General features: G+C 72.1%; 22 protein-coding genes. 13 read left to right on the plus strand and 9 right to left on the minus strand.

The features are described 5' to 3' along the window. The first annotated feature begins 84 nt into the window (after window positions 1-84). The 4 genes from AB0F98_RS07145 to nudC all read left to right on the plus strand — a co-directional run bounded on the left by AB0F98_RS07145 (window position 85) and on the right by nudC (window position 5,381). Entirely contained in the window at window positions 85-1,416 is a 1,332-nt protein-coding gene (locus tag AB0F98_RS07145; RefSeq protein WP_357729990.1) for a DEAD/DEAH box helicase, read from the plus strand. A 210-nt stretch (window positions 1,417-1,626) separates the two neighbouring features. Further along, complete coding sequence (locus tag AB0F98_RS07150; RefSeq protein WP_357729993.1) at window positions 1,627-2,937, plus strand: pitrilysin family protein; 1,311 nt, start codon at window positions 1,627-1,629, stop codon at window positions 2,935-2,937. A gap of 94 nt (window positions 2,938-3,031) precedes the next feature. Further along, window positions 3,032-4,363: a pitrilysin family protein gene (locus AB0F98_RS07155; protein ID WP_357730895.1), complete on the plus strand. Its 1,332-nt coding sequence runs from the start codon at window positions 3,032-3,034 to the stop codon at window positions 4,361-4,363. A gap of 55 nt (window positions 4,364-4,418) precedes the next feature. Continuing rightward, entirely contained in the window at window positions 4,419-5,381 is a 963-nt protein-coding gene (gene nudC, locus AB0F98_RS07160) for an NAD(+) diphosphatase (RefSeq protein ID WP_357729996.1), read from the plus strand. Window positions 5,382-5,528: 147 nt separating this feature from the next. Here nudC and AB0F98_RS07165 read toward each other — a convergent pair whose 3' ends face one another. The 3 genes from AB0F98_RS07165 to AB0F98_RS07175 form a co-directional block, all read right to left on the minus strand. Next, window positions 5,529-5,792 carry a hypothetical protein gene (locus AB0F98_RS07165; protein WP_076466498.1) on the minus strand — a complete coding sequence of 88 codons (264 nt, stop codon included), beginning with the start codon at window positions 5,790-5,792 and terminating at the stop codon, window positions 5,529-5,531. Between the two features lie 212 nt (window positions 5,793-6,004). After that, a complete protein-coding gene (locus AB0F98_RS07170; RefSeq protein WP_076466497.1) occupies window positions 6,005-6,244 on the minus strand; it encodes a DUF397 domain-containing protein in 240 nt (79 codons plus the stop codon). A gap of 72 nt (window positions 6,245-6,316) precedes the next feature. Further along, the gene (locus AB0F98_RS07175) at window positions 6,317-7,297 is read right to left on the minus strand and encodes a helix-turn-helix transcriptional regulator (protein ID WP_357730001.1); all 981 of its coding nucleotides are present in this window, start codon (window positions 7,295-7,297) and stop codon (window positions 6,317-6,319) included. A 191-nt stretch (window positions 7,298-7,488) separates the two neighbouring features. On the opposite strand from AB0F98_RS07175, the gene AB0F98_RS07180 reads away from it, so the two are divergent. Continuing rightward, the gene (locus AB0F98_RS07180) at window positions 7,489-8,871 is read left to right on the plus strand and encodes an MFS transporter (RefSeq protein ID WP_357730898.1); all 1,383 of its coding nucleotides are present in this window, start codon (window positions 7,489-7,491) and stop codon (window positions 8,869-8,871) included. Between the two features lie 54 nt (window positions 8,872-8,925). Here AB0F98_RS07180 and AB0F98_RS07185 read toward each other — a convergent pair whose 3' ends face one another. After that, the gene (locus AB0F98_RS07185) at window positions 8,926-9,171 is read right to left on the minus strand and encodes a mycoredoxin (RefSeq protein WP_076467261.1); all 246 of its coding nucleotides are present in this window, start codon (window positions 9,169-9,171) and stop codon (window positions 8,926-8,928) included. Window positions 9,172-9,263: 92 nt separating this feature from the next. On the opposite strand from AB0F98_RS07185, the gene AB0F98_RS07190 reads away from it, so the two are divergent. The 3 genes from AB0F98_RS07190 to AB0F98_RS07200 all read left to right on the plus strand — a co-directional run bounded on the left by AB0F98_RS07190 (window position 9,264) and on the right by AB0F98_RS07200 (window position 12,305). Then, entirely contained in the window at window positions 9,264-11,429 is a 2,166-nt protein-coding gene (locus AB0F98_RS07190; protein WP_357730004.1) for an ATP-dependent DNA helicase UvrD2, read from the plus strand. A 122-nt stretch (window positions 11,430-11,551) separates the two neighbouring features. Next, window positions 11,552-11,806, plus strand: a complete 255-nt coding sequence (locus AB0F98_RS07195) for a hypothetical protein (RefSeq protein ID WP_355141150.1) — start codon at window positions 11,552-11,554, stop codon at window positions 11,804-11,806. A gap of 133 nt (window positions 11,807-11,939) precedes the next feature. Then, on the plus strand, window positions 11,940-12,305 hold the full coding sequence (locus AB0F98_RS07200; RefSeq protein WP_357730008.1) for a WhiB family transcriptional regulator: 366 nt from the start codon (window positions 11,940-11,942) through the stop codon (window positions 12,303-12,305). Window positions 12,306-12,669: 364 nt separating this feature from the next. Here AB0F98_RS07200 and AB0F98_RS07205 read toward each other — a convergent pair whose 3' ends face one another. The 3 genes from AB0F98_RS07205 to AB0F98_RS07215 all read right to left on the minus strand — a co-directional run bounded on the left by AB0F98_RS07205 (window position 12,670) and on the right by AB0F98_RS07215 (window position 15,699). Then, on the minus strand, window positions 12,670-14,016 hold the full coding sequence (locus AB0F98_RS07205) for an AarF/ABC1/UbiB kinase family protein (protein ID WP_357730011.1): 1,347 nt from the start codon (window positions 14,014-14,016) through the stop codon (window positions 12,670-12,672). A 223-nt stretch (window positions 14,017-14,239) separates the two neighbouring features. Further along, window positions 14,240-15,292: a hypothetical protein gene (locus AB0F98_RS07210; RefSeq protein ID WP_357730014.1), complete on the minus strand. Its 1,053-nt coding sequence runs from the start codon at window positions 15,290-15,292 to the stop codon at window positions 14,240-14,242. 239 nt (window positions 15,293-15,531) lie between these two features. Beyond that, complete coding sequence (locus AB0F98_RS07215) at window positions 15,532-15,699, minus strand: DUF5679 domain-containing protein (RefSeq protein WP_007072829.1); 168 nt, start codon at window positions 15,697-15,699, stop codon at window positions 15,532-15,534. A 524-nt stretch (window positions 15,700-16,223) separates the two neighbouring features. Between AB0F98_RS07215 and AB0F98_RS07220 the strand changes: the two genes are divergently transcribed. Next, window positions 16,224-16,751: a M48 family metallopeptidase gene (locus tag AB0F98_RS07220; RefSeq protein WP_357730017.1), complete on the plus strand. Its 528-nt coding sequence runs from the start codon at window positions 16,224-16,226 to the stop codon at window positions 16,749-16,751. A gap of 228 nt (window positions 16,752-16,979) precedes the next feature. Further along, on the plus strand, window positions 16,980-17,585 hold the full coding sequence (locus AB0F98_RS07225) for a hypothetical protein (protein WP_357730020.1): 606 nt from the start codon (window positions 16,980-16,982) through the stop codon (window positions 17,583-17,585). A gap of 120 nt (window positions 17,586-17,705) precedes the next feature. Here the strand turns inward: AB0F98_RS07225 and AB0F98_RS07230 are convergent, their stop codons facing one another. After that, window positions 17,706-19,004 carry a zinc-dependent metalloprotease gene (locus AB0F98_RS07230; RefSeq protein ID WP_357730023.1) on the minus strand — a complete coding sequence of 433 codons (1,299 nt, stop codon included), beginning with the start codon at window positions 19,002-19,004 and terminating at the stop codon, window positions 17,706-17,708. 113 nt (window positions 19,005-19,117) lie between these two features. Between AB0F98_RS07230 and AB0F98_RS07235 the strand changes: the two genes are divergently transcribed. The 3 genes from AB0F98_RS07235 (at window position 19,118) to AB0F98_RS07245 (ending at window position 24,063) form a co-directional block, all read left to right on the plus strand. Beyond that, the gene (locus AB0F98_RS07235) at window positions 19,118-20,131 is read left to right on the plus strand and encodes a PDZ domain-containing protein (RefSeq protein WP_357730026.1); all 1,014 of its coding nucleotides are present in this window, start codon (window positions 19,118-19,120) and stop codon (window positions 20,129-20,131) included. A 237-nt stretch (window positions 20,132-20,368) separates the two neighbouring features. Continuing rightward, window positions 20,369-23,386, plus strand: coding sequence for a UPF0182 family protein (locus AB0F98_RS07240; RefSeq protein ID WP_357730029.1), 3,018 nt, complete (start codon window positions 20,369-20,371; stop codon window positions 23,384-23,386). Between the two features lie 167 nt (window positions 23,387-23,553). Further along, window positions 23,554-24,063 carry a SigE family RNA polymerase sigma factor gene (locus tag AB0F98_RS07245; protein ID WP_357730032.1) on the plus strand — a complete coding sequence of 170 codons (510 nt, stop codon included), beginning with the start codon at window positions 23,554-23,556 and terminating at the stop codon, window positions 24,061-24,063. A 180-nt stretch (window positions 24,064-24,243) separates the two neighbouring features. Here the strand turns inward: AB0F98_RS07245 and AB0F98_RS07250 are convergent, their stop codons facing one another. Continuing rightward, complete coding sequence (locus AB0F98_RS07250; protein WP_357730035.1) at window positions 24,244-24,456, minus strand: hypothetical protein; 213 nt, start codon at window positions 24,454-24,456, stop codon at window positions 24,244-24,246. Window positions 24,457-24,536 lie beyond the last annotated feature (80 nt).

Consider the following 24,536-nt stretch of genomic DNA (forward strand, 5'->3'; position numbering starts at 1 on the left):
GCGACCGCCGGCGGCTCCGCCGCACCGGCGACAGCGCCGTCCAGGCGCCTTCCTCGACACGTGCCGCCTCGAGGAAGGCTTCCTTTGACTGCCGTCATTCCGTCGTTCGCCGGTACCGGCCTGGCTCCGGCCCTGCTCGCCGCCCTGTCGGCACAGGGCATCACCGAGCCGTTCCCCATCCAGTCGGCCACCCTGCCCGACTCGCTCGCCGGCCGGGACGTGCTCGGCCGGGGCCGCACCGGCTCCGGCAAGACCCTCGCCTTCGGGCTCGCGCTGCTGCACCGGACCGCCGGCCACCGGGCCCGTCCGGGCCGTCCGCTGGCGCTGGTACTGGTACCGACCCGCGAGCTCGCCCAACAGGTGACCACGGCGCTCGTCCCGTACGCCCGCGCCTTGGGTCTGCGTTGCGCGACGGTGGTCGGGGGGCTGTCGTTGCAGCGGCAGGCGGACACGCTGCGCGCCGGGGCGGAGGTGCTGGTGGCCACGCCCGGCCGGCTGCACGATCTGATCAACCGCGGTGACGCCCGCCTGGACCAGGTCCGGGTCACCGTGCTCGACGAGGCCGACCAGATGGCCGACATGGGCTTCCTGCCGCAGGTCACCAAGCTGCTGGAGCAGGTCGCTCCGGACGGGCAGCGGATGCTCTTCTCCGCCACGCTGGACGGTGGCGTGGACCGGCTGGTCCGCCGTTTCCTGAGCGACCCGGTGTCGCACTCGGTCGACCCGGGGACCGCCACGGTCACCGCGATGACCCACCACGTGTTGCACGTCGACGCGGCGGAGAAGGCGGCCGCGGTCACCCGGATCGCCGCCCGCGAGGGGCGCACCATCCTGTTCCTCGGCACCAAGCATCGCGCCGACCGGCTCGCCCGTCAGTTGCTGTCCAGGGGGGTACGCGCGGCGGCGCTGCACGGCGGCAAGTCGCAGCCCCAACGGACCCGGATCCTGGAGCAGTTCCGCACCGGGCAGGTGAGCGCCCTGGTCGCCACGGACGTGGCGGCCCGCGGCATCCACGTCGACGGGCTGGACCTGGTGGTCAACGTGGACCCGCCCACCGAGGCGAAGGACTACCTGCACCGGGGTGGTCGTACCGCCCGTGCCGGGCAGTCCGGCCGGGTGGTGACCCTGGTCGTGCCGGAACAGCGCCGGGACGTCTCCCGTCTCATGGCCACGGCCGGCATCCGTCCCGAGTCCGTCCAGGTACGCCCCGGCGACGACGCGTTGGACCGGCTGACCGGGGCGCGGGAACCATCCGGCGTGCCGGTGACGATCGCCCCGCCGCCGGCACCCGTGCCGGCCAACCGTTCCGCCGGCCGGGGAACGGCCGGAGCGACGGACGAGGGTGGGCGGCCGGGCCGTTCCGCGCACCGCGCGTCGGGGCGGTCGCGTCGCCCGCGCCGTCCACGCGGAGCCTGACACCCCGCCGGCCCTCGCGTTCGGGTCCGCCGGCCTCGCCCCGCACCGCCGCCACGCCCACCCGTCCGGCCGGTGAGCCAGGTCGGTGCTGGTTGTGGTCGGCGGGCCGGAGTGCCGCCGGAACCCCTGACGGCACGGTGAAATACCCCGGTCGCGGCGGCTGTCGAAGGTCACAGGTGGCGGACGGGCCGACGCGCTAGGGTCGGTCACGTGGCGGCGCGGAGATCGAGAATTCCAGCGACCAAATATCCAGTCGAGCGGTTCAACCTCGACAACGGCCTGCGGGTGGTCCTCACCCCGGACCGGAGCGCCCCGGTCATCGGGGTCGCCGTCGTCTACGACGTCGGCATCCGCTCCGAACCGGAGGGGCGCACCGGCTTCGCCCACCTCTTCGAGCACCTCATGTTCCAGGGCTCGGAGAACCTGGAGAAGCTGGCTCACTTCCGGCACGTCCAGGGCGCGGGCGGCACCTTCAACGGCTCCACACACCTCGACTACACCGACTACTTCGAGACGCTGCCGAGCAATGCGCTCGAGCGCGCGCTCTTCCTGGAAGCCGACCGGATGCGCGGCCCCCGGCTGACCGAGGAGAACCTCCGCAACCAGGTGGACGTGGTCAAGGAGGAGATCCGGGTCAACGTGCTCAACCGGCCGTACGGTGGGTTTCCCTGGCTGACCCTGCCGCCGGTCATGTTCGACACGTTCCCGAACGCGCACGACGGCTACGGCTCCTTCGACGACCTGGAGTCGGCCACGGTCGCCGACGCGGCGGACTTCTTCCGGCGCTACTACGCCAGCGGCAACGCGGTGCTGGCCGTCAGCGGCGACATCGACGTGGCCGAGGCGACCAGGCTCATCGAGCGGCACTTCGGCGACGTGCCGGCCCGGCCGGCACCGCAGCGCCCCGACTTCAACGAGCCCGACCTGACCGCCGAGCGGCGCACCTCGTACACCGACAAGCTCGCCCCGTTGCCGGCGGTCGCCAGCGCCTGGCGGGTACCCGACCCGATCACCGATTTCCTCGGCTACCTGCCGTACGTGGTGCTGGCCGAGGTGCTCACCGACGGTGACGCCTCCCGGCTGGTCGAGCGACTGGTGCAGCGCGACCGGACGGTCACCAGCGTGGGCGGCTACCTCGGCTTCATGGGCGACCCCTTCGACGTACGCGACCCGACGGCGCTGCTGCTCCAATCCCACCTGCCGCCGGGCGGGGACGTGGACAAGGTGCTGCGCACCGTGGACGAGGAACTGGACCGGCTGGCCACGGACGGGTTGGCCGAGGGGGAGTTGGCCCGGACCCAGGCCCGCATGGCCACCCACCTGTTGCGGGACACCGACGCGGTGCTCGGCCGGGCCCTGCGGATGGCGGTGCTGGAGCAGCAGCGCGGTGAGCCGGGCCTGCTCAACGACCTGCCCCGGCTGGTCGGCGAGGTCACCGACGAGCAGGTACGCGCCGCCGCCGCCACCCTGCGGCCGGGGCGCCGCGCCTCGATCGAGGTAATCGCCGGTGGCGCCCGGTGAGCGCGAGGAGTGAGCCGGGTTTGCGAGCCCCGCAGTCGCGAACGAAGGAGGCTCGGTGAGCGCGAGGAGTGACGCGAGGAGTGAGGAGAACGCGGTGACGGCAACTGTCGAGTCCGCGCAGCGGACCCTGCCGCCGCTCGGTCCGACGCGCAAGCTCAAGCTGCCGAGGCAGGCGGAGCGCACGTTGGCCAACGGCCTCACCGTGATCGCCGTACGCCGGCCGGCGGTGCCCCTGGTCGAGCTCCGGCTGTGGGTGCCCTTCGGGCGTACGCACCTGGCCCGCGGGGCGATGCTCGCGCAGACCGTCCTCTCCGGTACGGAGACCCACACCGCGACCCAGATCGCCGCGGAGTTGCAGAAGGTGGGTGGCGGTCTCGCCGCCGGAGTCGATCCGGACCGGCTCATGTTGTCCGGAGCGAGTCTGGTCTCCGGCCTGGGCCGGATGCTGGAGTTGCTCGCCGACGTGCTCACCGGAGCCACCTACCCGGGTGACTGGGTGGAGACCGAGCGGGACCGGCTGGTCGACCGGATCCAGGTGGCGCAGAGCCAGCCCGCCCACCTGGCCCGGACCGCGCTGCTCAAGCGGATCTACGGCCGGCACCCGTACGCGGAGCAGACGCCGGAGCCGGACCAGGTCCGCGCGGTCCGCCCGCCCGTCCTGCGCCGGCTGCACGCCGAGCGGGTGCACCCGGCCGGCGCGGTGCTGGTGCTGGTCGGCGACGTGCACCCCGACCGTGCGCTGGACGCCGCCGAGCAGGCCCTGTCCGGCTGGAAGGGTGACGGGCAGCCGGCCGAGCTGCCGCCCGCTCCGGCACTCGAGCCGGGCCCGCTGCTGCTGGTCGACCGGCCGGGGTCGGTGCAGTCGTCGCTGCGGGTCGCGCTGCCGGCGGTGCCTCGCACCCACCCGGACCACGCGGCTCTGCAGCTCGCCAACCTGATCTTCGGCGGCTACTTCTCCTCGCGTTGGGTCGAGAACATCCGTGAGGACAAGGGTTACACCTACGGTCCGCACTCGCTGGTCGAACATTCGGTGGCCGGGTCGGTGCTGGTCGCCGCCGCCGAGGTGGCTACCGAGGTGACCGGCCCGGCCCTGCTCGAGACGATGTACGAGTTGGGCCGGCTCGCCTCGCTGCCGCCGAAGGAGGAGGAGCTGGAGCAGGCCCGCCAGTACGCTCTCGGCACGCTCCAGCTCGGCATGTCCACTCAGGCCGGCCTGGCCGCCCTCGTGAGCGCGTACGCCGGCAGTGACCTGCGGCTGGACTTCCTGGCCGAGCACGCCGCCCGGCTGGCGAAGGCCACTGTGACGGACGTGGCGGAGGCGGCGGCCCGCTACCTCGCCCCGTCGAACGCGGTGACCGTGGTGCTCGGCGATGCCGAGCGGATCGCTCCGTCGCTGGCCGCGTTGACCTCGGTCGAGACGGCATGAGCGGGCGCAGCACCGTGCAGCCTCGGGCCGCTGCCGACCGAGGGGAGCCGACGGCATGAGTGGGGAGACCGCACCACCACTTGCCCGCTCCACGCTGGACCGGGCGGCGCACCGCCGTACCGACCGGGTCTGGCTGGCCGAGGCGTGGCTGCGCGGCCTGGTGCTGGTGCTGGACTCCACGGCGGAGGGCCGGACGCTGGTGCGTACGGACGCGAACCCGCCGGCGCTCGTCCTGCTCGGCGCCGACGAGCTTCCCGCCGGCAGCGAGGCGGCTGCGATGTTCCTCGGGGTCGAGGAGGACGGGGTGCCGATCTTCGCGGTGGATGTCCCGTTGCCGGAGTTGGCCGGTACCCGGGTGGTCGGTCTGCGCGACGTCGGCCATCTGCTCAACGACCGGGACGCCGGGTTGTACACCACCGCGTTGGCGCTGCTCAACTGGCACATCCGGCACATCTACTCGTCGGTCAGCGGCGCGCCGACCGAGATGGACGAGGCGGGTTGGTCCCGGATCGACCGGGACGGCGATCGGGTCTGGCCGCGCACCGACCCGGCGATGATCGTGCTGGTGCACGACGGGGTGCCGGGCCTGGAGGGGCGGTGTCTGCTGGGCAACAACGCCGCCTGGCCGAGTAGTCCCGGGCAGCGGCGCTTCTCCTGCCTCGCCGGTTACATCGAGCCGGGGGAGTCGGCCGAGGCCGCGGTGCTGCGCGAGGTCCGCGAGGAGGTCGATGTCGGGGTCGACGACATCACGTACGTCGGGAGCCAGTCTTGGCCGTTCCCCGGCTCGTTGATGCTCGGCTTCCTGGCCACTGCCGACCCGGAGCGTCCGGTGCGGGTCGACCCCACCGAGATCGCGTACGCCCGCTGGTTCACTCGGGCGGAGATCGGCGCGGCGTTGGCCGGCCGGGCGGTGGACGTGGGCGGCGGAGCGCAACTGGTGCTGCCACCGGCCGCGTCGATCGCGCTGTTCCTGATCCACCGCTGGCTGGACGGCTGGGTGGAGACCGAGCCGCGTTGAGCGTTGGAGCTGTCGTCCCGGTGGTGCCGGATGCGGTCCCGGCCCGTGACCGTCGTTGCCGCGGCGGTCACGGGCCGGGAACACGGGCCGTCGTGGTCGGTGGGCGATGAACGCGGCGGGGGAGCCGGTCCGGCCACGACGGACGCTTCAGGTTTGCCGGGCTCGGTAGGCGGGTCGGTAGTCGGCGAGCGGCAGCACCTTGATTCGTTGCCTGCCGGCGCGGACCGCCCCGACCGAGGCCAGGGCGCGGGCCAGGTGCAGGGCGGCCTCGCGGTCCTCGGCGTGGACGACCTGCCGGCGTGGCTCGGGCGCGGTCGTCTCGTCCCGCAACCGGTGGCCGCCGGCCCACGCGGCAGCGATGTCCCCGTCGGCGACGGTACGGATGTCGGTGCGAACGATCAGGAACCGCATGGGGGTCTCCGATGAACCGCGACTGGTGAGCCGGTGTGGAAGTTCCACGTCACTCAGTCGTCATGTTACGCCCCGTGTTCGTCTCAGCAAGTGAAACTCGACGATTGGTCCGGAGTGTCGTCCGATCAGGGGATGCCTGGTCAGCGGCGGGTCGGGCAGTAACGCGACGGGGCCGCCGGCGTCCTGCCGGCGGCCCCGTTTCGTGCGTCAGATCAGTTCAGATCGAACTGGCCCTCCTTCGCGCCCGCGATGAAGCCGAGCCAACCGGCACGGTTGAACAGCAGCACGGGACCGTGCGGGTCCTTGCTGTCCCGCAGGGCGATGGCAGCCGGGCCGCTGCCCACCGGGGCGACCTCCACGCAGTTGGAGGTCTGGCTACGGGTGCTCTTGCGCCACGGGGCGTCCGCCAACTGTCGGGCGGGGACGGACAGGTTGTTGCGGATCTCGTTCATGGTTCTGCTCCATTCGAACCGCTCCGATGGGACGAGTGGTGCCGCACGCACCGACGGAGGGTCCCCCGTAAATCACCTGTCCGTCAGTCGCCCCGATTGCCGGCGGCGTTGGACCGGCGCCGTTGCCGACCCGTACGCCACGTTGGACGGGGATGCCGTCCCGGTCAGCCGTCCCGTCGCCTCGATCAGCCAGGAGAGGGTGTCCGAGGCGGGAAGCGCCGCCGTGCATAACCACTCGAACACCACTTTATAGCGATTCAGGGTTTTTGCGTCGGTCGACATGACGTCGGTGAAGCCACCTTCGATGGCGACGGTCTCCGGATCGAGCGGATCGGCGAACCGGTAGAGGGAGAACGCGGTCGGCGGGAGGTACCAGTCGCCGACCCGGGCCTCGCGGAGCAGCACGTGCAGGGTGACGTTCGGCAGCATGGCCAGCTCGCAGAGCTGGACCAGTTGCTCGTGGAGCACCTCGGGCGGTCCGGCCCGGTGGCCGAGCGCCGCCTCCTCGATGACCGCCGTGTAACGGGGGGCGTCGTACTCCCGCACGAGCAACGACTGCCGGGCGAGCCGGGCCTGCACCTCGGTCTCCGGGTCCTCTGTGGGCTCGGGATCGCCGGCTTGGTTGCCGACCTGCCGGGCCGAGACGATCCGGACGCCCGCGTAGCCGGCCGTCTGGAGCAGCCCGGGAACGAGCACCGGGTTGTACTCCGAGATCTCGGCGCAGCCCGCCTCCAGTTCGGCGAAGCTCCGTTGCTGCTGGGTCATGACCGGGAAGTTCTTCAGCCAGCCGCGCATGTCGCCGGCCTCCAGGGTGATGCCGAGCAGCTCGTCACGCAGCGACTCGTCGGCCCCGTAGAGGTCGAGCAGGCTCCGGACGTCTTCCGGGTCCGGCCGGCTGCGGCCGTTCTCCAGACGGGACAGTTTGGACGCGGATGCCCAGCCGATCCGCTCGATGACCTGGTCTCCGGTGAGACCCGCGGCCTCGCGCAGTCGGCGCAGCTCGGTGCCCAACCTGCGGCGACGCAGGATCGGGCTGGGTGAGGCAGGAGGCAAGAGTGTCCTCTTTCCCATCGACCGCCGCAAGACACGACGGTAACTGTATGAAGTTCGCCCCCCACGGTCAGTATGGACGTCGCGACCGGCGTCGGAGGTTCCGGCGGGGGCGTGTCTCGCAGAAAAGAGGACCGTGGAACGTGCGACAGCCTGATGACGGCGTCGGAACCGGTCCCGCCACCCCCGAGATCGTGCCCACCACGGGCACGCCACCGCCAGCCGGAGGATCCATGCGCCACGTCCTGCGCCGACCCGAGTTCCGCCTGCTCTTCTGCGGGCTGCTGGCCAGCATGAGTGCGGAGTCCATCCTGCTGCTCGCGCTCGCCATCTGGGTCAAGGACCTGACCGGGTCGGACGGTCTGGCCGGTGCCACGATCTTCGCCGTCATCGCGCCGATGGTGCTGGCGCCGCTCGTCGGATGGTTCGTCGACCGCTACCCGCGACGACCGTTCTTCGTGGTGGCGAACCTGGTTACCGCGGTGCTGCTGAGCCCGCTCTTCCTCGTGCGGGACCGGGACGACGTGTGGATCGTGTACGGGGTGGCTGCCCTGTACGGGCTCTCCTACCTCACACTGAGCGCCGCGCTCAGCGGGCTGATCCGGCAACTGGTCCCCGTCGACCTGCTGGCCGAGGCGAACGGCGCGCTCCAGACGGTGCGTCAGGGACTGCGGTTGATCGGCCCGCTGGCCGGCGCAGGCCTCTACGCCACGATCGGCGGCCCGGCACTGGCCGCGGTCGGCATGCTCGGGTTCGTGACGGCCGCCGGGGTGGTGGGCATGCTGCGCACCCGGGAGGAGGGGCCCACCGGCCCGGGGCCGCGCTGGCCGGCCGAGGTGAGCGCCGGCCTGCGGCACCTGGCCGGCGAGCCCGCGTTGCGTCGGGCGCTGCTCGGCTACGGGCTCGGATCGCTGGTGATGGGCTTCACCGAATCGCTGATCTTCGCGTACGTCGACCAGGGGCTGCGCCGGGATGCCGCGTTCGTGGGAGTGCTGGTCACCGTGCAGGGCATCGGCGGGCTGGTCGGCGGGCTCTGCTCGCCCGGCACGGTACGCCGCCTCGGCGAGGTGGGCACCCTCGCGACCGGGGTGGCGTTCTTCGGGCCGGCCGCGCTGGCGCTGGCGTACCCCGATCTCCGGCTGGGTGTGGCGGCGGTGCTGCTGGCCGGTGTCTCGCTTCCGCTGACCATGGTCGGCTTGAACACGCTCATCCAGCGCCGTACGCCGCCAAGGCTGATCGGCCGGGTCACGGCCGCCTCGGAGGCGGTGGTCAGCGGGCCGCAGGCCGCCTCGATCGGCGGCGGCGCGTTACTGGTCGGTGCGCTCGACTACCGGTTGCTCTTCCTGCTGACGGGCGTGGTCACGCTGCTCGCGGGCGGCTACCTCTGGCGCGCCCGGCACCTGACCCCGCCCGCCGCGATCCACCGGCCCAGCCCCGGGGCGCCCCTGCACCGAATCCCGCGGATCCCGTCCCCGCGTCGCCCGGCCCAGCCCCGACCCGACTCGCCCCGCCCCGGCTCATCCCGTCCGGCCGATCATGAAGTTATCGGCGCGACACGCCGACGCCGGAATCGATAACTTCATGATCACCGAGGCGAGGCGAGGCGAGGGCGGGGGAGAGGGGGCGGGGGGTTAGGCGTTTGCGATGGTTGCGAGGTGCTTCTTGACCTGGGTGATGGACGGGTTGGTGAGCGCGCTGCCGTCGGCGAAGCGCAGCGTCGGGACGGTCTGGTTGCCGCCGTTGACGCTCATCACGAACTCCGCTGCCTTCGGCTCCCGCTCGATGTCGACCACCTCGTACCCGATGCCCTCCCGGTCCAGCTGCGACTTCAGCCGGTGGCAGTAGCCGCACCACGAGGTGGAGTACATGGTCAGCATGGTCAGTTCCTCCCACTGCTCCGCCGGCGGCTTGCCGATCAAGCCGAGGCTGTCTGCTGTAACACTCGAGGTAGCTGAGAGAATTCCTTGCTGTGGCGGATCACTCTGGGGCGGAACGGGTGCTCGCCGGGCTGGATCCGGAGCAGCGCGGCGCGGTCACCGCGCCGGCCGGGCCGGTCTGCATCCTGGCCGGCGCCGGCACCGGGAAGACCAGGGCGATCACCTCGCGGATCGCGTACCGGGCGCTCACCGGTGAGATCTCCGCCCGGCACGTGCTCGCCGTCACCTTCACCGCCCGGGCCGCCGCCGAGATGCGCAGCCGCCTCACCGCGCTCGGGATCCCAGGCGTGCAGGCACGTACGTTCCACGCGGCGGCCTTACGCCAGGTGCGCTACTTCGCGCCCAGGCTGCTCGACGGGCGGGCCATGCCCGAACTGCTGGACAGCAAGGTCCGGCTGGTCACGCTCGCCGCAGCCCGGGTCGGTCTGCGTACCGACCGGGCCGCCGCCCGGGACCTGGCCGGTGAGATCGAGTGGGCCAAGTCGTCGCTCGTCGAGCCGGCCGAGTACGTGGTGGCGGCGGCCAAGGCCCTCCGGGACACCCCGCACGAGCCGGGGAAGGTCGCCGAGGTCTTCGCGGCGTACGAGAAGATCAAGCGCGGCAACGGTGTGATCGACTTCGAGGACATGCTGCGCGCGGCGGTCTGGGGGATCGAGGAGCACGCGGACGTCGCCGAGCAGGTGCGGGCGCAGTACCGGCACTTCGTGGTCGACGAGTACCAGGACGTCAACCCGCTCCAGCAGCGCCTGCTGGACGCCTGGCTCGGCGGGCGGGACGACCTGACCGTGGTCGGTGACGCCAGCCAGACGATCTACTCCTTCACCGGGGCGACCTCGGCGTACCTGGTCGACTTCCCACGCCGGCACCGCAACGCCGTGGTGGTCCGGCTCGTGCGGGACTACCGCTCCACACCGCAGGTCGTGGGGCTGGCCAACGCCGTCATCTCCCAGGCTCGCGGCACCGAGGCCCGGCTGCGGCTGGAGCTGCGTGGACAGCGTCCGCCCGGCCCCGAACCGGAACTGCGGATCTTCACCGACGAGCCGGCCGAGGCGAACGCGGTGGCGGCACGTGCCCGGGCGCTCATCGACGCCGGCACCCCGGCCCGGGAGATCGCCGTGCTGTTCCGCACCAACGCGCAGTCCGAGGCGTACGAGAAGGCACTCACCGAGGCCGAGGTGCCGTACGTGGTGCAGGGGGCGGAGCGGTTCTTCGAGCGGGCCGAGGTGCGGCAGGCCATGGTCGCGCTACGCGCCGCCACCCGCTCGATCCCGGGGGAGACCCCGCTGCCGGCCGCTGTGGTCGAGGCGCTCGCCGCCGTGGGCTGGTCGCCGGAGACACCCCCGGCCGGTGGCGCCGCCCGGGAGCGTTGGGAGGCGCTCGCCGCGCTGGTCCAGCTCGCCGAGGAGTACGCGGCCACGCCGGCCGTCGTGCCGATCGGCGAGGCGGCGACCGTCGAGCGGCCGGTGACCCTGGTCGAGTTCACCGACGAGCTGCAGCGCCGAGCCAGCCAGCAGCACGCGCCGACCCTGGACGGGGTGACCCTGGCCTCGCTGCACTCGGCGAAGGGGCTGGAGTGGGACGCGGTCTTCCTCGTCGGGCTCTCCGAGGGCACCCTCCCGACCACGTACGCGAAGACAGCCGAGCAGGTCGAGGAGGAGCGTCGGCTGCTCTACGTGGGAGTCACCCGCGCCCGCGAGTGGCTGTGGCTGTCGTACGCGGTGGCCCGCTCGCCGGGTGGGCGCGCGCGTCGGCCCTCACGTTTCCTGCCGCAGCTCGACCGTTCGGGCGGCAGCGGTGAGCGGGCCCGCGGCACTGGGGCGACGCCCCGGCCGGAGCGGCGCCGGACGCAGATCGTCTCCTGCCGGATCTGCGGCGCGACGCTGCTCGCCGGCCCGGAGCGGAAGCTGGGGCGCTGCGCGACCTGTCCGTCGGACATCGACGAGGAGCTGCACGAGCGGCTGCGTGAGTGGCGGCGGCGGGTCGCCGGTGACCAGCGGGTGCCCGCCTATGTGGTCTTCACCGACGCCACCCTGACGGCGCTGGCCGAGCGGCGGCCGAGCCGCCCCGAGGACCTGATCGCCATCGCCGGGATCGGCCCGCGCAAACTGGGCCTCTACGGCGAATCGGTACTGGCGCTCGTGGGTGGCGCCGCGGTCGACGAGATCTGCCCCGAGAAAACTTTCGAAATCGACCCGTAAATTCGTTTGCCCTCGCCCTCTGGCGAGGAATAGCCTCAGTGCGCACCTCGCGAGCGGCGCTGTTCGGGCTGCTCACGAGGGGTTGACTAGTCGATTCGAGGAACGTGAGGGAGGTGGCACCCGTGAAGATCTTCACCTATGAGCGTCTGGCGGCGATGCCAGCTGCCTGCGCTCCGCTGTCGGCTGTCCGGGTGGCCCTCGCGGTCACGCGACCGTCGGTTCCGCAGGTGCACCAGGTCGAGGCTCAGGCCGAGCTGATCCTCGCCGCCGCGCCGAACGGACTCCGCGGGACCAGTGGCTTCACGGGCATGGGCATCGATGGCGTCGAGAAGCGCACCGATGTCCGCGGCGTTCCACCTCGAGGTAGACCGGTCTGATCACCAGACCGACCGGCTCACCTCGAGGCCGCGGAACCCGTAAACCGGGATCCGCGGCCTCAGTTTTTTGTTCCGCCCATGTAGTCGGAAGTAGCGATCCACAAGATCGAAGTGAGAGAGAGGTGACCGGGTGATGAGTCTGGCGTTGGCCTCGCTCGACGTAGACGTCGAGCTCGAGGCGAAACTCCCCTGCCGGAAGTTCGACCCCGACCTGTGGTTCTCCGACTCGCCCACCGAGCTCGAGCTGGCCAAGTCGCTCTGCGGGGACTGCCCGCTGCGCGTCGAGTGCCTCGCCGGCGCGGTCGAGCGGGCCGAGCCCTGGGGCGTCTGGGGCGGCGAGATCTTCGAGCGTGGCGCGGTCGTCCCGCGCAAGCGGCCCCGTGGCCGTCCGCGCAAGGAGGACGTCGCCCGTGACGCCGCACTTCGGGTCGAGGCCGAGGCGCGTCTGGCGGCCAGTGGGCTGTCCCAGGGGCGTAACGCGGTCCGGCTGGCGGCCTGACATGAACCCGATCCGAACCAACTACGCCGGCACCACGCCGGCGATGACTGGAAACAGCATGCTGCACGTACCCAACGGAGTTGAGATGCAACTACTTCACGAAGCGTTGTCCAGGGCTCGAATGCGTCAGCCTCAGGCCGGCACCACCACGAGCACTGAGGCAACCCGTTCCGCCCTCACCGTCGCGATGAACGGCCGCCGGCAGGCGGCGCGCGACCTGGGCCTTCGCTGATACCCACTGATACGAGGGGCGGGCGGCCGGATTCCGGCCACCCGCCCCTCGGCGTAACTATGGCCGTCAACGGCGAAAGGACCCCGGCCGACGGGGCGCCCTTTGCGCCCAGCGGCGTTCGGGGCGCGCTGCTCAGCCGACCGGCGCGAAGCCGGGCAGCCAGCGTTCGAGGATGCGGCGGTACGGCGCCTTGGCCTCCAGCTGGCACAGCACTCCGATCGACCCGAGGGTGACCCGGTGGATGAGCAGGTACGACGGGGGCAGGTTGAGCTGACGGCCCAGCTGGTACGCGGGCGAGCGCGGGCTGGCCAGCCGGGCGGCCTCGCCGCGCAGCCAGGCCCGGGTGAACCGGAACTCGTCGGCGGCCACCGGCTCCAGCATCGGCCGCAGGTACTCCAGTACCGCCTGCGCGTCGATCTCCTCGGTCTCGCTGACGAAGCCCTCCGTCCGCAGGCCCTCCACGACCGCGTCCGCCTCGCCGCGCAGCGCCATGCTGGCGAGGCGGCCGATCGGCTCCGGGGTGCCGTCGGGCATCCGGGCCACCGCGCCGAAGTCGATCACGCCGAGGCGGCCGTCGGGCAGCAGCCGGAAGTTGCCCGGGTGCGGGTCGGCGTGCAGTAGTCCGGCCCGCATCGGCGCGGAGAGATGCAGCTCGGCCATCAGCCGGCCCGCCTCGTCCCGCTGTTCCTCGGTGCCGTTGCGGATGATCTCGGCCAGTGGTGTGCCCTCGACCCACTCGGTGATGAGCACCCGCGGCGAGGCCGAGACCACGGCCGGGATGTAGATGTCCGGGTCGTCGGCGTACGCGGCGGCGAAGGCGCGCTGCGACTCGGCCTCCAGCTCGTAGTCGAGCTCCTCGGTGATCCGCTCCCGTAGCTCGACCAGCAGCGGCTTGACGTCGAGCCCGGGCTGGATCGCCCGGAACATCCCGCCGAGGCGGGAGAGCTGCTTGAGGTCGGCGAGCAGCGCGTCCCCGGCGCCCGGATACTGGATCTTGACGGCCACGTCGCGGTGCTTCGGGGCGCCGGCCGGGTCGTACCCCGGGTCCCGCCAGACCGCGCGGTGCACCTGCCCGATGCTGGCAGCCGCGGCCGGAGTGTCGTTGAACTCGACGAAACGGTCCCGCCAGTCCGGGCCGAGCTGCTCGGTCAGCACCTTGTGCACGCTGGCGACGGGCAGCGGCGGCGCCGCCTCCTGAAGCTTGGTCAATGCCTGCCGGTACGGGGCGGCGATCTCCTCCGGCAGCGCCGCCTCGAAGACGGACAGCGCCTGCCCGAACTTCATCGCGCCGCCCTTGAGCTGGCCCAGGACGCTGAAGAGCTGCTCGGCGGTGCGCTGCTGGATCTCTGCGGAGATCACGTCCGAGGCGAGGCCGGTGACGCGCTTTCCCATGCCGAGGACGGTCCGGCCGGCGAAGCCGAGCGGCAGTGCGGCGAGCTTGGCGGTCCGGGACACGGCCCGGCGCGGGATGTCGGTCACCCGGTCATTGTTACCGACTCGGCGGGCGCGCGGCTGCTGAGCGCCTCGTCACCCGTCGTTCGTTCCGGACGTGAGGTCGGACATGGGGCATCAGCGGGCATGTCGGCGGGCCTGAGCGAGTGCCGCGAAACCCCGCAGCGGCTGCGGCGGGCCCAGCGGACGACCGCCTCGCCGGATCGCCACCCGGACTCCGCATCGCTCGCCCCGGCCTGCCGGCGATCTCTCAGCGACCGCCCCGCGAGCATCGGCAGGAGGGGTGGGGTGGCCAACCGCGACGCCGGAACCTGCCGGCGGCGGTGACCTCCACCGCCGCGCCCACCGTCTCCGGCGTGCCCCCGTCGAGCTGGGCCAGCGCCTCCGCGGTGGCGAACCCGGCCGCGACGAGCAGGGTCGCGGTGGCGCCCGCGGGGAGCGACTCGTCCCCGGCGAGCTGGGCGGCGAGCCGCGGCCAGTCCGGATCCCGGTCCGTGCGGTGCAGGTCGACACAGTTCAGGCACGGGCCGGCCGGCGGGCGCACCAGCGGCCCGATCACCGGCACGCCCTCCTGAAGGGTGATCAGCAGGTGCGGCTGGCGGTGCTGGGCGTACCCGGCGGCGAGCAGAGCGGCCGGGCGGTCGGTGCCGAGCTGCACCACCAGGTCGGCTCGGCCGCGCCGACCGGTGGAGCCGGCGGTACCGGGGGCGGCCCGGGCGATCGCCTCCCGTACGGCGGCGGCGAGCGGCCGCCCGAGGTCCGCGGCCGGGATGCCGGTGCCGGCCAGGTCGGCCGGGCGTACCGGGCCGCTGAGCTCCGCGGTTACCTGTCCGACGCCGGCCTGGGCGAGCGCCACCGCCACCGCGGCGCCGAGCCGGCCGGTCCCGGTCACCAGCACCCGGGCGGCCAGCCGGCGGCGGAGCACCTGGGCCGGCGTGGCCGGTAGCCGGGCGGCGGCGAGCGCGAGCGCACCGGCCTCCGCGCCGAGCCGGGCCCGCGTCGGTCCGGCCAGGTCGCGCGGCAGCAGGGTGTGTCCCGGTACGAGCAGACCGGCGGTGCGCAGGGCTTCGATGAGGGTACGGGCCGGTTCGGCGCCGACGTCGGTGGTGAGCGGGTGGGTCAGCACACCGCGCTCGCTGCGCGTGCCGTCGAGCAGGTCGAGCAGTCGGGCGGTCCGCGGGTCGGCGATCTCGAGCAGGACGGCGCGCTCCGGCCCGACCCCGAGCTGAAGCGTGTGCCGGTCGCGCCAGAGCCGGGTGAGGCCGGGAAGCAGCGTGGGACGGGGGAGCGGGACACGGCTCATGGGAACGAATCGTGACCGCATCCATGCGCTACGTCGATCGTTGTCCACAGGTTCGGAGCGCCCTGTCCAGGGCTGTCCACAAAAAGTCCTGAGTTATCCACAGGCCTGGTGGCGTGCTGTCGGCGACCCGACACGGTTCCCCATCGGGCTGGCTCGGCACATCCCGCGGGCCGCGCCCTGCCCGACACAACGGGCGGGGCGCGACCGTAAGAGCCGCGCCCCGCCCGTTGACGTACGGGTCAGACCTTGGCCTTGCCCAGGATGCGGTTCACTGTTGTGCCGCACACCGGGCACTTGCCCTTGGCCATGTTCATCCCGGTCTTCGAGACCTCGATGTGTCCCTCGAAGTCCCGCTTCTCCTTGCACTTGACGCAGTAACCGTTGTAGGTCTGGGCCTGGTCGGCCACGGTGCCCTCCTCGTCTCGTCCGCCGGCCGGTACCGGTTCCGGCGGGGTTCCCGGCGGCGGGCCGTGAGAGGCGCCGCGCTGGGTCTAACTCCTGCGGCCACCCACGTGGCCGCTGGTCCGCGGACCCTACCCAGGTCTGGGCAGTTCCATGTCAGCTGCGCGTCGACACTGTGAGGAAGCCGACCACGAGAGTGTGCACGGCGAATAACGTCGGATAAGTCAGTTTGGCGGGGACACGCCGACCGAACCGCCACAGACGTCCCTTCGAGGCGCCCCCGTGAGGTGGGCGAGCCGGTTGATCACTTACCGTGGGGGTGGCCGGCGTTCTTCCCAGGTGGCGGGGTCGGCGGCCGCCACGAAGGGTTACGGGTGTGTCTCGACCCGCCGGCCAGAAATTTTTCAGGACTCCTGGCGACCAATCACCATCTTCCGGGCGCGTGTCGGAGGGTTGACCCTTGCGTACCCCTGGTCACTAGGCAGTAGCTTTCCTTCGTGGCAGCAAATCGAGGCTGCGCGGGTCTGTGATGGCAGGGGCGCGTAAGCCGGTCGTCGAGGTACGGCGCAGCCAGCGCCGACGACGTACGGTGTCCGCGTACCGCGACGGTGAGCGGGTCGTCGTCCTGATTCCCGACCAGTTCTCCCGGGCCGAGGAGAGCGAGTGGGTCGACCGCATGCTCGCCCGGCTCGCCGCCCGCGAGGGGCGACTGGCCCGGTCCGACGCGGAGCTGCTCGCCCGGGCCACCCGGCTGATGGACGCCTACCTCTCCGACTACGGCACGCAGGCCGTCCCGGCCAGCGTCCGGTGGGTGACCAACCAGAACGGCCGCTGGGGCTCCTGCACTCCCGCCGACCGGACGATCCGCATCTCGCACCGGGTGCAGGAGATGCCGGACTGGGTGATCGACTACGTGCTGTTGCACGAACTGGCGCACCTCATCGTGCCGAGCCACAACGCCGCCTTCTGGGCGTTGGTCGCCCGCTACCCGAAGTCGGAGCGGGCCCGCGGCTACCTGGAGGGCATCGCCGCGGCCGTCCCCGCCCTGACCGACTGACCGCCGTCGCCGGGGATCGCCCACCCGTCCCGCGTCCGCCGTCCCCTGGCCCGACCCGCGAAGACCGCGCAGCATTCCGGAAGTAGTGCCCTCAGCCGACCGTTGAAGCCACTGCTTCGTTGACGTTGCGCGATCATGATCCCGGAAGGCACCATCCGGCCGAACGGGTAGGGCTCCACAGGCGCGGCACGGGTGGGCGTCGGCGGGGTGCGGCGTTAAGGTCGGGGAATGGTACGGCGGGTGGTGGTGGCCCTGCTCGGGCCCGTGACGTGGGCGCCGCCGGGCGTCGACCCGGTGCGGTGGCGTACGGCGCTCGCCGAGGACACCGTCGACCTGCTCGCCATGCTGACCGAGGTGGACACCGCCGTCGCGGTCACCCCCGCCGACCGGGCGGTCGCCGACGCCGTGACGTGGCCGGACACGGCCGTGTACGAGGTGCCGGAGCCGACGCCGAGCGCGGTGTTCGCGGCACTGTCCGGCTACGACCAGGCGGCCGTGATCGCCGCCGACGCCCCCGACCTGCCCGGGCTGACCATCGGAAAGCTGCTTCGCCCGCTGACCAGCCGCCCGGTCGCGGTCGCGCCCGCCGAGGGTGGCCCAGGTCTGCTCGGGGTCGCCGCGCGGCTGCCCGTACCTTCGTGGCTGCCACCCGTGGACCTGGACGGGACGCTGCCGGCAGCCGTGCGCGCCGCCGCACCCCGGCCCGGCGACCTCGCGGTGACGCCGGCTTGGCGCCGGCTGCGCGGGCCCGCCGACCTGGCCGCCCTCGACCCGGCCGTCGAGGGCTGGGAAGCCACCCGCGCCCTGCTTTCCGGCGCCGGTCACCCCAGCTGACCCTGGCCCACCCGCGGCCGAGGGCAGCTCGCGTGATCAAGAGCTCTGCGGCACCGGCCGGGATCCGGATGACGCAAACCTCTTGATCACGCCCGCGTCGGTAGCCGGCTGACGGGAGGGTCAGGAACGGGTGTCGTCGTCGCCCTCGTCGCGGCGCTGCTCGGGCTCGCCCGGCGCCTGCTCGTGCGGCCCGCCGGGGGCGGTGAAGTCGAAGTTCTCCAGCTCGCCGATGACGTCGAAGTCGGCCATCGCGAACGCCACCGGGTCGGCGAAGTCGTCCTCGGAGGGGAGCAGGTCGGGGTGACCCCAGAGGGCGTCCCGCCCGGCGATGCCGCGATGTTCGGTGAGTGCCGCCCAGAGCGCGGCCGCCTCACGCAGCCGGCGCGGGCGCAGTTCCAGGCCGACCAGAGCGGCGAAGGTCTGCTCGGCGGGCCCGCCGGCGGCGCGGCGACGGCGGAACGCCTCGGCCAGGCGTACGACGTCCGGCAGCCGGCCGCCGGCAGCGCTGTCCACCACATGGCACACCCAGCCCTCGACCAGGGCCAGCGCGGTCTCCAGGCGAGCCAGCGACGCCTTCTGCGCCGGGCTGTCCTCCGGGGTGAAGATGCCCTCCAGGGCGATCGCCTGCATCGACTCCGGGTCGGTCGGGTCGACCCGACCCATCGCCTCCTCGATCGCCTCCCGGTTGACCCGGATGCCCGCGGCGTACGTCTCGACGGCATTGAGCACATGCCCGCGCAGCCACGGGACGTGCTGGAAGAGCCGCTGGTGGGCGGCCTCGCGCAGGGCCACGTAGAGGCGGACCTCGTCCTCCGGCAGCTCCAGGCCCTCGCCGTACGCCTTTATGTTGGCGGGAATGAGCGCGGCGGTGCCGGCCGGGCCGAGCGGCAGCCCGATGTCGCCGGCGGAGAGCACCTCGGCCGCGAGCGAGCCGAGCGCCTGACCCAACTGGCCCCCGAAGAGGGCGCCACCGAGGGTGGCGACCATCGACTGCATCGGGCCGAGCTGGGCGCGGGCCTCCGGCGGCACCAGGTCACCCATCGCGCCGACCATCCGGCTGGCCACCGGATCGCAGAGCTTCCGCCACACGTCCAGGGTCTTGTAGATCCACTCGTTGCGGTTCCAGGCCACCGAGGTCTGGATGCCGGAGGGCAGGGCCGACGCGGGCTCGAGCCAGAGGTCGGCCAGGCGCAGGGCCTCCTCCACGGCGTTGCGCTCGTACGGCGAGACCGCCGGGTCGCCGGCGGCGGCGAGCTGGCTGGCGGCCACCTGCCGGGCGAGGTCCCAGTTGACCGGCCCGCTGCCCGACGTGGAGAGCAGGTGCTGCAACTGCGACATGAACTGCTGCATCTGCGCGGGGTCGTTGGGGTCTGGTGGTTGCCCACCCGGTAGCGCGAAACCGAACGGAATATCAGGCACGACCTCTACGGTACGCGCGCCGCGCCCCCAGGTAGCGCCGCTGGCGTTGCGCTGAGGGCGAAGTCGCCCGCGCAGCGCCGGGTCGACCCGGCGCGGTCGGTACGCTCTGCCGCATGAGACGTCGTGGCCTGACCGTCCTGCTCGGTGCCCTGCTCACCGCCCTGCTCAGCATCGGGGTGCTCGGCGCGCCGATTCCGTACGTGGTGCTCGGCCCCGGACCGACGGTCAACACGCTCGGCGCGGAGAACGGCAAGGAGGTCATCCAGGTCTCCGGCCGGGCGACCTCCACGTCGGCCGGGCAGCTGCGGCTCACCACGGTCGGCGTCCAGCCGTCGGTGAAGCTCCGCTCGGCCATCACCGGATGGTTCTCCAAGGACGAGGCGGTGGTGCCGCGAGAGCTGATCTATCCGCCGGGGGAGTCGCAGCAGCAGGTCGAGCAGCGTAACGCCGAGGACTTCGAGGCCTCGCAGACCAGCGCCGAGACCGCCGCGCTGCGGGAACTGGGCTTCCCGGTGCAGGTGGTGGTGAAGGCGGTGACCGGCGGTGGCCCGTCCGCCGGCATGCTCAAGCCCGGTGACGTGCTGACCTCGGTCGACGGCCAGCCGGTGCCGGTCGCCGTCCGGCTCACCGAGCTGATCCGTGCCAAGCCGGCGGGCAGCACGCTGACCATCGGCTACACCCGTGACGGTGTGCCGGCCACCGCTCGGATCACGAGCCGCGAGCAGGACGGCAGCCCGCGGATCGGGGTCGAGATCGAGCAGAAGCAGCCGCATCCGTTCAACCTCAGCATCGACCTGGAGGACATCGGCGGGCCGAGCGCCGGCCTGATGTTCGCCCTCGGCATCGTGGACAAGCTGACTCCGGCCGACCTGACCGGTGGCATCGTGATCGCGGGCACCGGCACCATCGACGACGAGGGGAAGGTCGGGCCCATCGGCGGGATCGCGCAGAAGCTGGTCGGCGCGAAGCACGCGGGGGCCAAGGTCTTCCTGGTGCCGGCCGACAACTGCGCCGAGGCCGTCCGGAATCCGCAGCCCGACCTGCCGCTGATCAGGGTGGGGTCGCTGGACGAGGCGCTCACCGCGCTCGAGACGTTGCGCGCCGACGGTCAGCCGACCCGCTGCTGACCGCCCGGGGTCGGCCGCGCCGCCGCCGACCCGGACCTCGGTCGACGTCCGCGGCGGGTCGCGCGAGCCCCGCCGCCGACCCGGACCTCGGTCGACGTCCGCGGCGGGTCGCGCGGGCCCCGGCGACGCCCCCGCCGACGGCACGGCGCGACCATGGGACGCCGCATTCAGGAACACCCCGTACTCTGGGTGCCTGGTCGGAGCCGATCAATCGAGCGTGCGGAGCCAACAGTGGTCATGCGAAGCAGCAGCCCTCTGCCGAGGATGAGTCGGCGCGGTCGCGTCACGATCGCCGTCCTGGTCGGGGTGTTCGCGCTCTTCACCCTGCTCGGCTGGGGCGTGCGGGCCTGGACGGACTGGTTGTGGTTCGACGAGGTCCACTACACCGAGGTCTTCACCGGTGTGCTCGTCACCCGGCTGCTGCTCTTCCTGGTGGTCGGCCTCGCCATGGCGTTGGTCATCGGCGGGAACCTCTGGCTGGCCTACCGGCTGCGTCCCCGGCTGCGCCCGCACTCGGTCGAGCAGGCGACGCTGGAGCGCTACCGGATGGCGCTCACCCCGCGGCTCGGCACCTGGATCGCGATCGTCGCCGCGATCGTCGGCATCTTCGCGGGTCTCTCCGCGCAGGGCCGGTGGAACCAGTGGCTGCTCTTCCGCAACGGCGGCGACTTCGGCGTCAAGGACCCGGAGTTCGGCGTCGACGTCGGGTTCTACGTCTTCCAGTTGCCGTTCTACCGCTACCTGCTCGGCGTCGGCTTCACCGCGGTGGTGCTGGCCGTGGTCGGCGCGCTCGCCATGCACTACATCTTCGGCGGCGTCCGCTTGCAGGGCGTCGGCGACCGGATGACCAATGCCGCGCGCGCCCACCTGAGCACCCTGGTCGCGATCTTCGTGGCGTTCAAGGCGATCGCGTACGTGCTGGACCGGCGGGCGATGCTGCTCGAGTACAACGAGGGCGCCAAGCTCTACGGCGCCGGCTACGCCGACGTCAACGCGCTGCTGCCGGCGAAGGAGATCCTGGCCTACATCTCGATCGTGGTGGCCATCGCGATCATCATCTTCTCCAACGCCTGGATGCGGAACCTGGTCTGGCCGGGCATCTCGCTCGCCCTGCTCGGCGTGTCCGCGGTCGCCATCGGCGGCATCTACCCGTGGGCGGTGCAGACGTTCGAGGTGAAGCCGAGCGCCAAGGAGAAGGAGGCGCCGTACATCGAGCGTGGCATCCAGGCGACCCGGGCCGCGTTCGAACTCGGGGACACCAAGACCACGGCGTACGCGGCGAACAACCTCACCCCGCCGGCCAGCCTGGCCACCGACACCTCGGTGGTGCCGAACATCCGGCTGCTCGACCCGCAGTTGGTCAGCGAGACGTACACCCAGCTCCAGCAGGTGCGCGGCTTCTACGACTTCGGTCCGAAGCTGGACATCGACCGGTACGGCGTCAACGGCAAGACCTCGGACTACGTGGTCGGCGTCCGGGAGATCAACTACGGCGAGCTGACCGACCAGCAGAACACCTGGATCAACCGGCACACCGTGTACACCCACGGCTACGGGCTGGTGGCCGCGCCGGCCAACCAGGTGTGCAGCGGCCAGCCGTTCTTCGTCTCCGGCTTCCTCGGCGACAAGGCCGGGCAGGGGTGCGCCTCGCAGACCGAGCAGATCCCGGCCGACCAGCCGCGGATCTACTACGGCGAGCGGATGGGCGAGGACGACTACGCGATCGTCGGTCAGACCGACCCGAACAAGAAGGCCGAGTTCGACCGGCCCGTCGGCGAGGGCGGCGGCGAGTTCTACACGTACACCGGCACCGGCGGCGTGGAGATCGGTTCGTTCGCCCGGCGGCTGCTCTACGCGATCAAGGAGCAGGAGTCGAACTTCCTGCTCTCCGGCGCGGTCAACGACGGCTCGAAGCTGCTCTACGTCCGCAATCCGCGGGACCGGGTGGAGAAAGTCGCCCCGTTCCTGACGATCGACGGTGACCCCTACCCGGCGGTGGTGGACGGCCGGGTCCAGTGGATCGTCGACGGCTACACCACGTCGGCGAGCTACCCGTACGCCCAGCGGGTGAACCTGCGTGAGGAGACCACCGACGAGTTGACCGGTCGGGGCACCTTCCAGCTGGCCCGGGAGAACGTCAACTACATCCGCAACTCGGTCAAGGCGACGGTGGACGCGTACGACGGCACCGTCCGGCTCTACGAGTTCGACGAGAACGACCCGGTGCTCAAGGCCTGGAACAAGGCGTTCGGCGGTGACCTGGTGCTGCCGAAGAAGGACATCCCGGTCGAGCTGGCCGAGCACTTCCGCTACCCGGCGGACCTGTTCAAAGTGCAGCGCAACCTGCTGACCAAGTTCCACGTCACCAACCCGGGCGACTTCTACTCCGCGCAGGACTTCTGGCAGGTGCCGAACGTGCCGGACGCCCCGGACAGCGGGCAGAAGCAGCCGCCGTACTACCTCTTCACCCAGTTCCCCGGGCAGGAGGGGCCGCGGTTCCAGCTCACCTCGGCGGTCACCCCGAACAAGCGGGAGAACCTCGCCGCGCTGATCTCCGGGTCGTACGTGGACGGCGAGCCCCGGCTGGAGGTGCTGGAGCTGCCGGACCAGACCCGGATCTCCGGGCCGGTGCAGGTGCACCAACAGATGACCAACAACGGTGACATCCGGCAGCAGCTCAACCTGCTCGCCGCCTCTGGCCAGGCCCAGGTGTTGTACGGCAACCTGCTCTCCCTCCCGTTCGGCAACGGGATGCTGTATGTCGAGCCGGTCTATGTGAAGAGCAACAACCAGGACGCCTTCCCGCAGTTGCAGCGGGTGCTCGTCTCCTACGGCGACGGCAGTTCGTTCGTGGCGCTGGCGAACAGCCTGTCCGACGGCATCAAGCAGCTCGTCGAGCAGGGCAAGCGGGCCGCGGAGAACGCGCCTACTCCGCCCACCGGAGACAATCCGTCCGTGCCACCGCCCACCGGCGACGACACTCCGCCGCTCACCGGCGAGCTCGCCGCTGCGGCGGACCGGGTGCAGACGGCCATCGCCGAGGTTCGCGCCGCCCAGACGTCCGGTGACTTCGAACGGTACGGGCGGGCGCTCAAGGCGCTGGACGATGCGATGAAGGCCTTCGAGGCGGCTCAGGCGCAGACCACGCCGACGGCCGGTACGCCGGCGGCCACTCCGACGCCGAGCGGAACCCCGACGCCCGGCGGCAGCAGCCCGCCACCGTCACCGAACGGCAGCGCGCCCTCGGGCGGCTGACCCGCGCGGAACGACAGCCCGGCCCCCGGCCCGTGGACCGACTCCGGTCCCGGTGCCCGGGGGCTCTGTCGTCTCTCCGACCCATCACTGACTGCAACCGTCCCTACTCCCCGATCGTCCTGTCTGCATACGGGGGGCGATGAATGTGGGGGGAGCGTGGTGGCGAGATGAGGGACGCGGGCAGTTTCGACGACTTCTATCGAAGCACGTCGCGGCGGATGCTCCGGTACGGCTACGCGGTCGCGGGTGACTACACCGAGGCGCAGGACCTGGTGCAGGAGGCGTACGCCCGGGCCTGGCGGCAGTGGGGGCAGATGTCGGTCCACCCGGCACCGGAGGCGTGGCTGCGGCTGGTCGTCGCGCGGCTGGCCACGGACCGCTGGCGCCGGCTCCACGGCTGGCGCGCCGCGCTCATCCGCAGCGGCCCACCGGAGGTGGTGCAGCCACCTGGCGAGGACGGCGTGCTGCTGCTCGACGCGTTGCGTCAGCTGCCGGCCGTGCAGCGGCAGGCACTCGCTCTGCACTACCTCGTCGACCTGTCGGTGGAGGAGATCGCTCGGGAGATGCAGGTGCCGGTCGGCACCGTGAAGTCCTGGCTGTCCCGGGGGCGGGTACGCCTGGCCGCGCTGTTGCCCGGCGTTGCCACGGAGGAACTGGAGGCCAATGATGTCGCGTGACGTGTCCGATTTCTACCGATCGCTCGCCGCGGACGCCGATGGCCGCCCGCTGGACGGCCCGGGCGAGCTGCGCCGCCGAACCGATCGGCGGGCCCGGGCGCGGGCGACAGGGGGGCTGCTCCTGGTGGCCCTGCTGGTCGCCGGTGCGGCCACCGGCACCCGGCTGGTTCTGGCAGCCGATCAGGGCACCGTCGGGCCGCCGGGCGGCCCACCGGTCCCGACGGTGATCGCGCCCAGCCCGTCGCCGTCGGTGGTCACCTCGTCACCGGCCACCTCGTCACCGGCCACCTCGTCGCCGGGGCCGACGCCGACCGGCCGGCCGTCCGCGACGACGAGCAGCGGTACGGGGGAGCCGCGTACGCCGACCTCGATCCCGGACCGAGCGTTCTTCACGCAGCCCGCGTCGACGATGGCGGCACCACCCGCTTTCCGGCCAGGCGACGAGGTTCTGCCGGACTTCTGCGGTGCGGACC

The organism is Micromonospora sp. NPDC023737 (assembly GCF_040639715.1).
Classification (GTDB): Bacteria; Actinomycetota; Actinomycetes; order Mycobacteriales; family Micromonosporaceae; genus Micromonospora.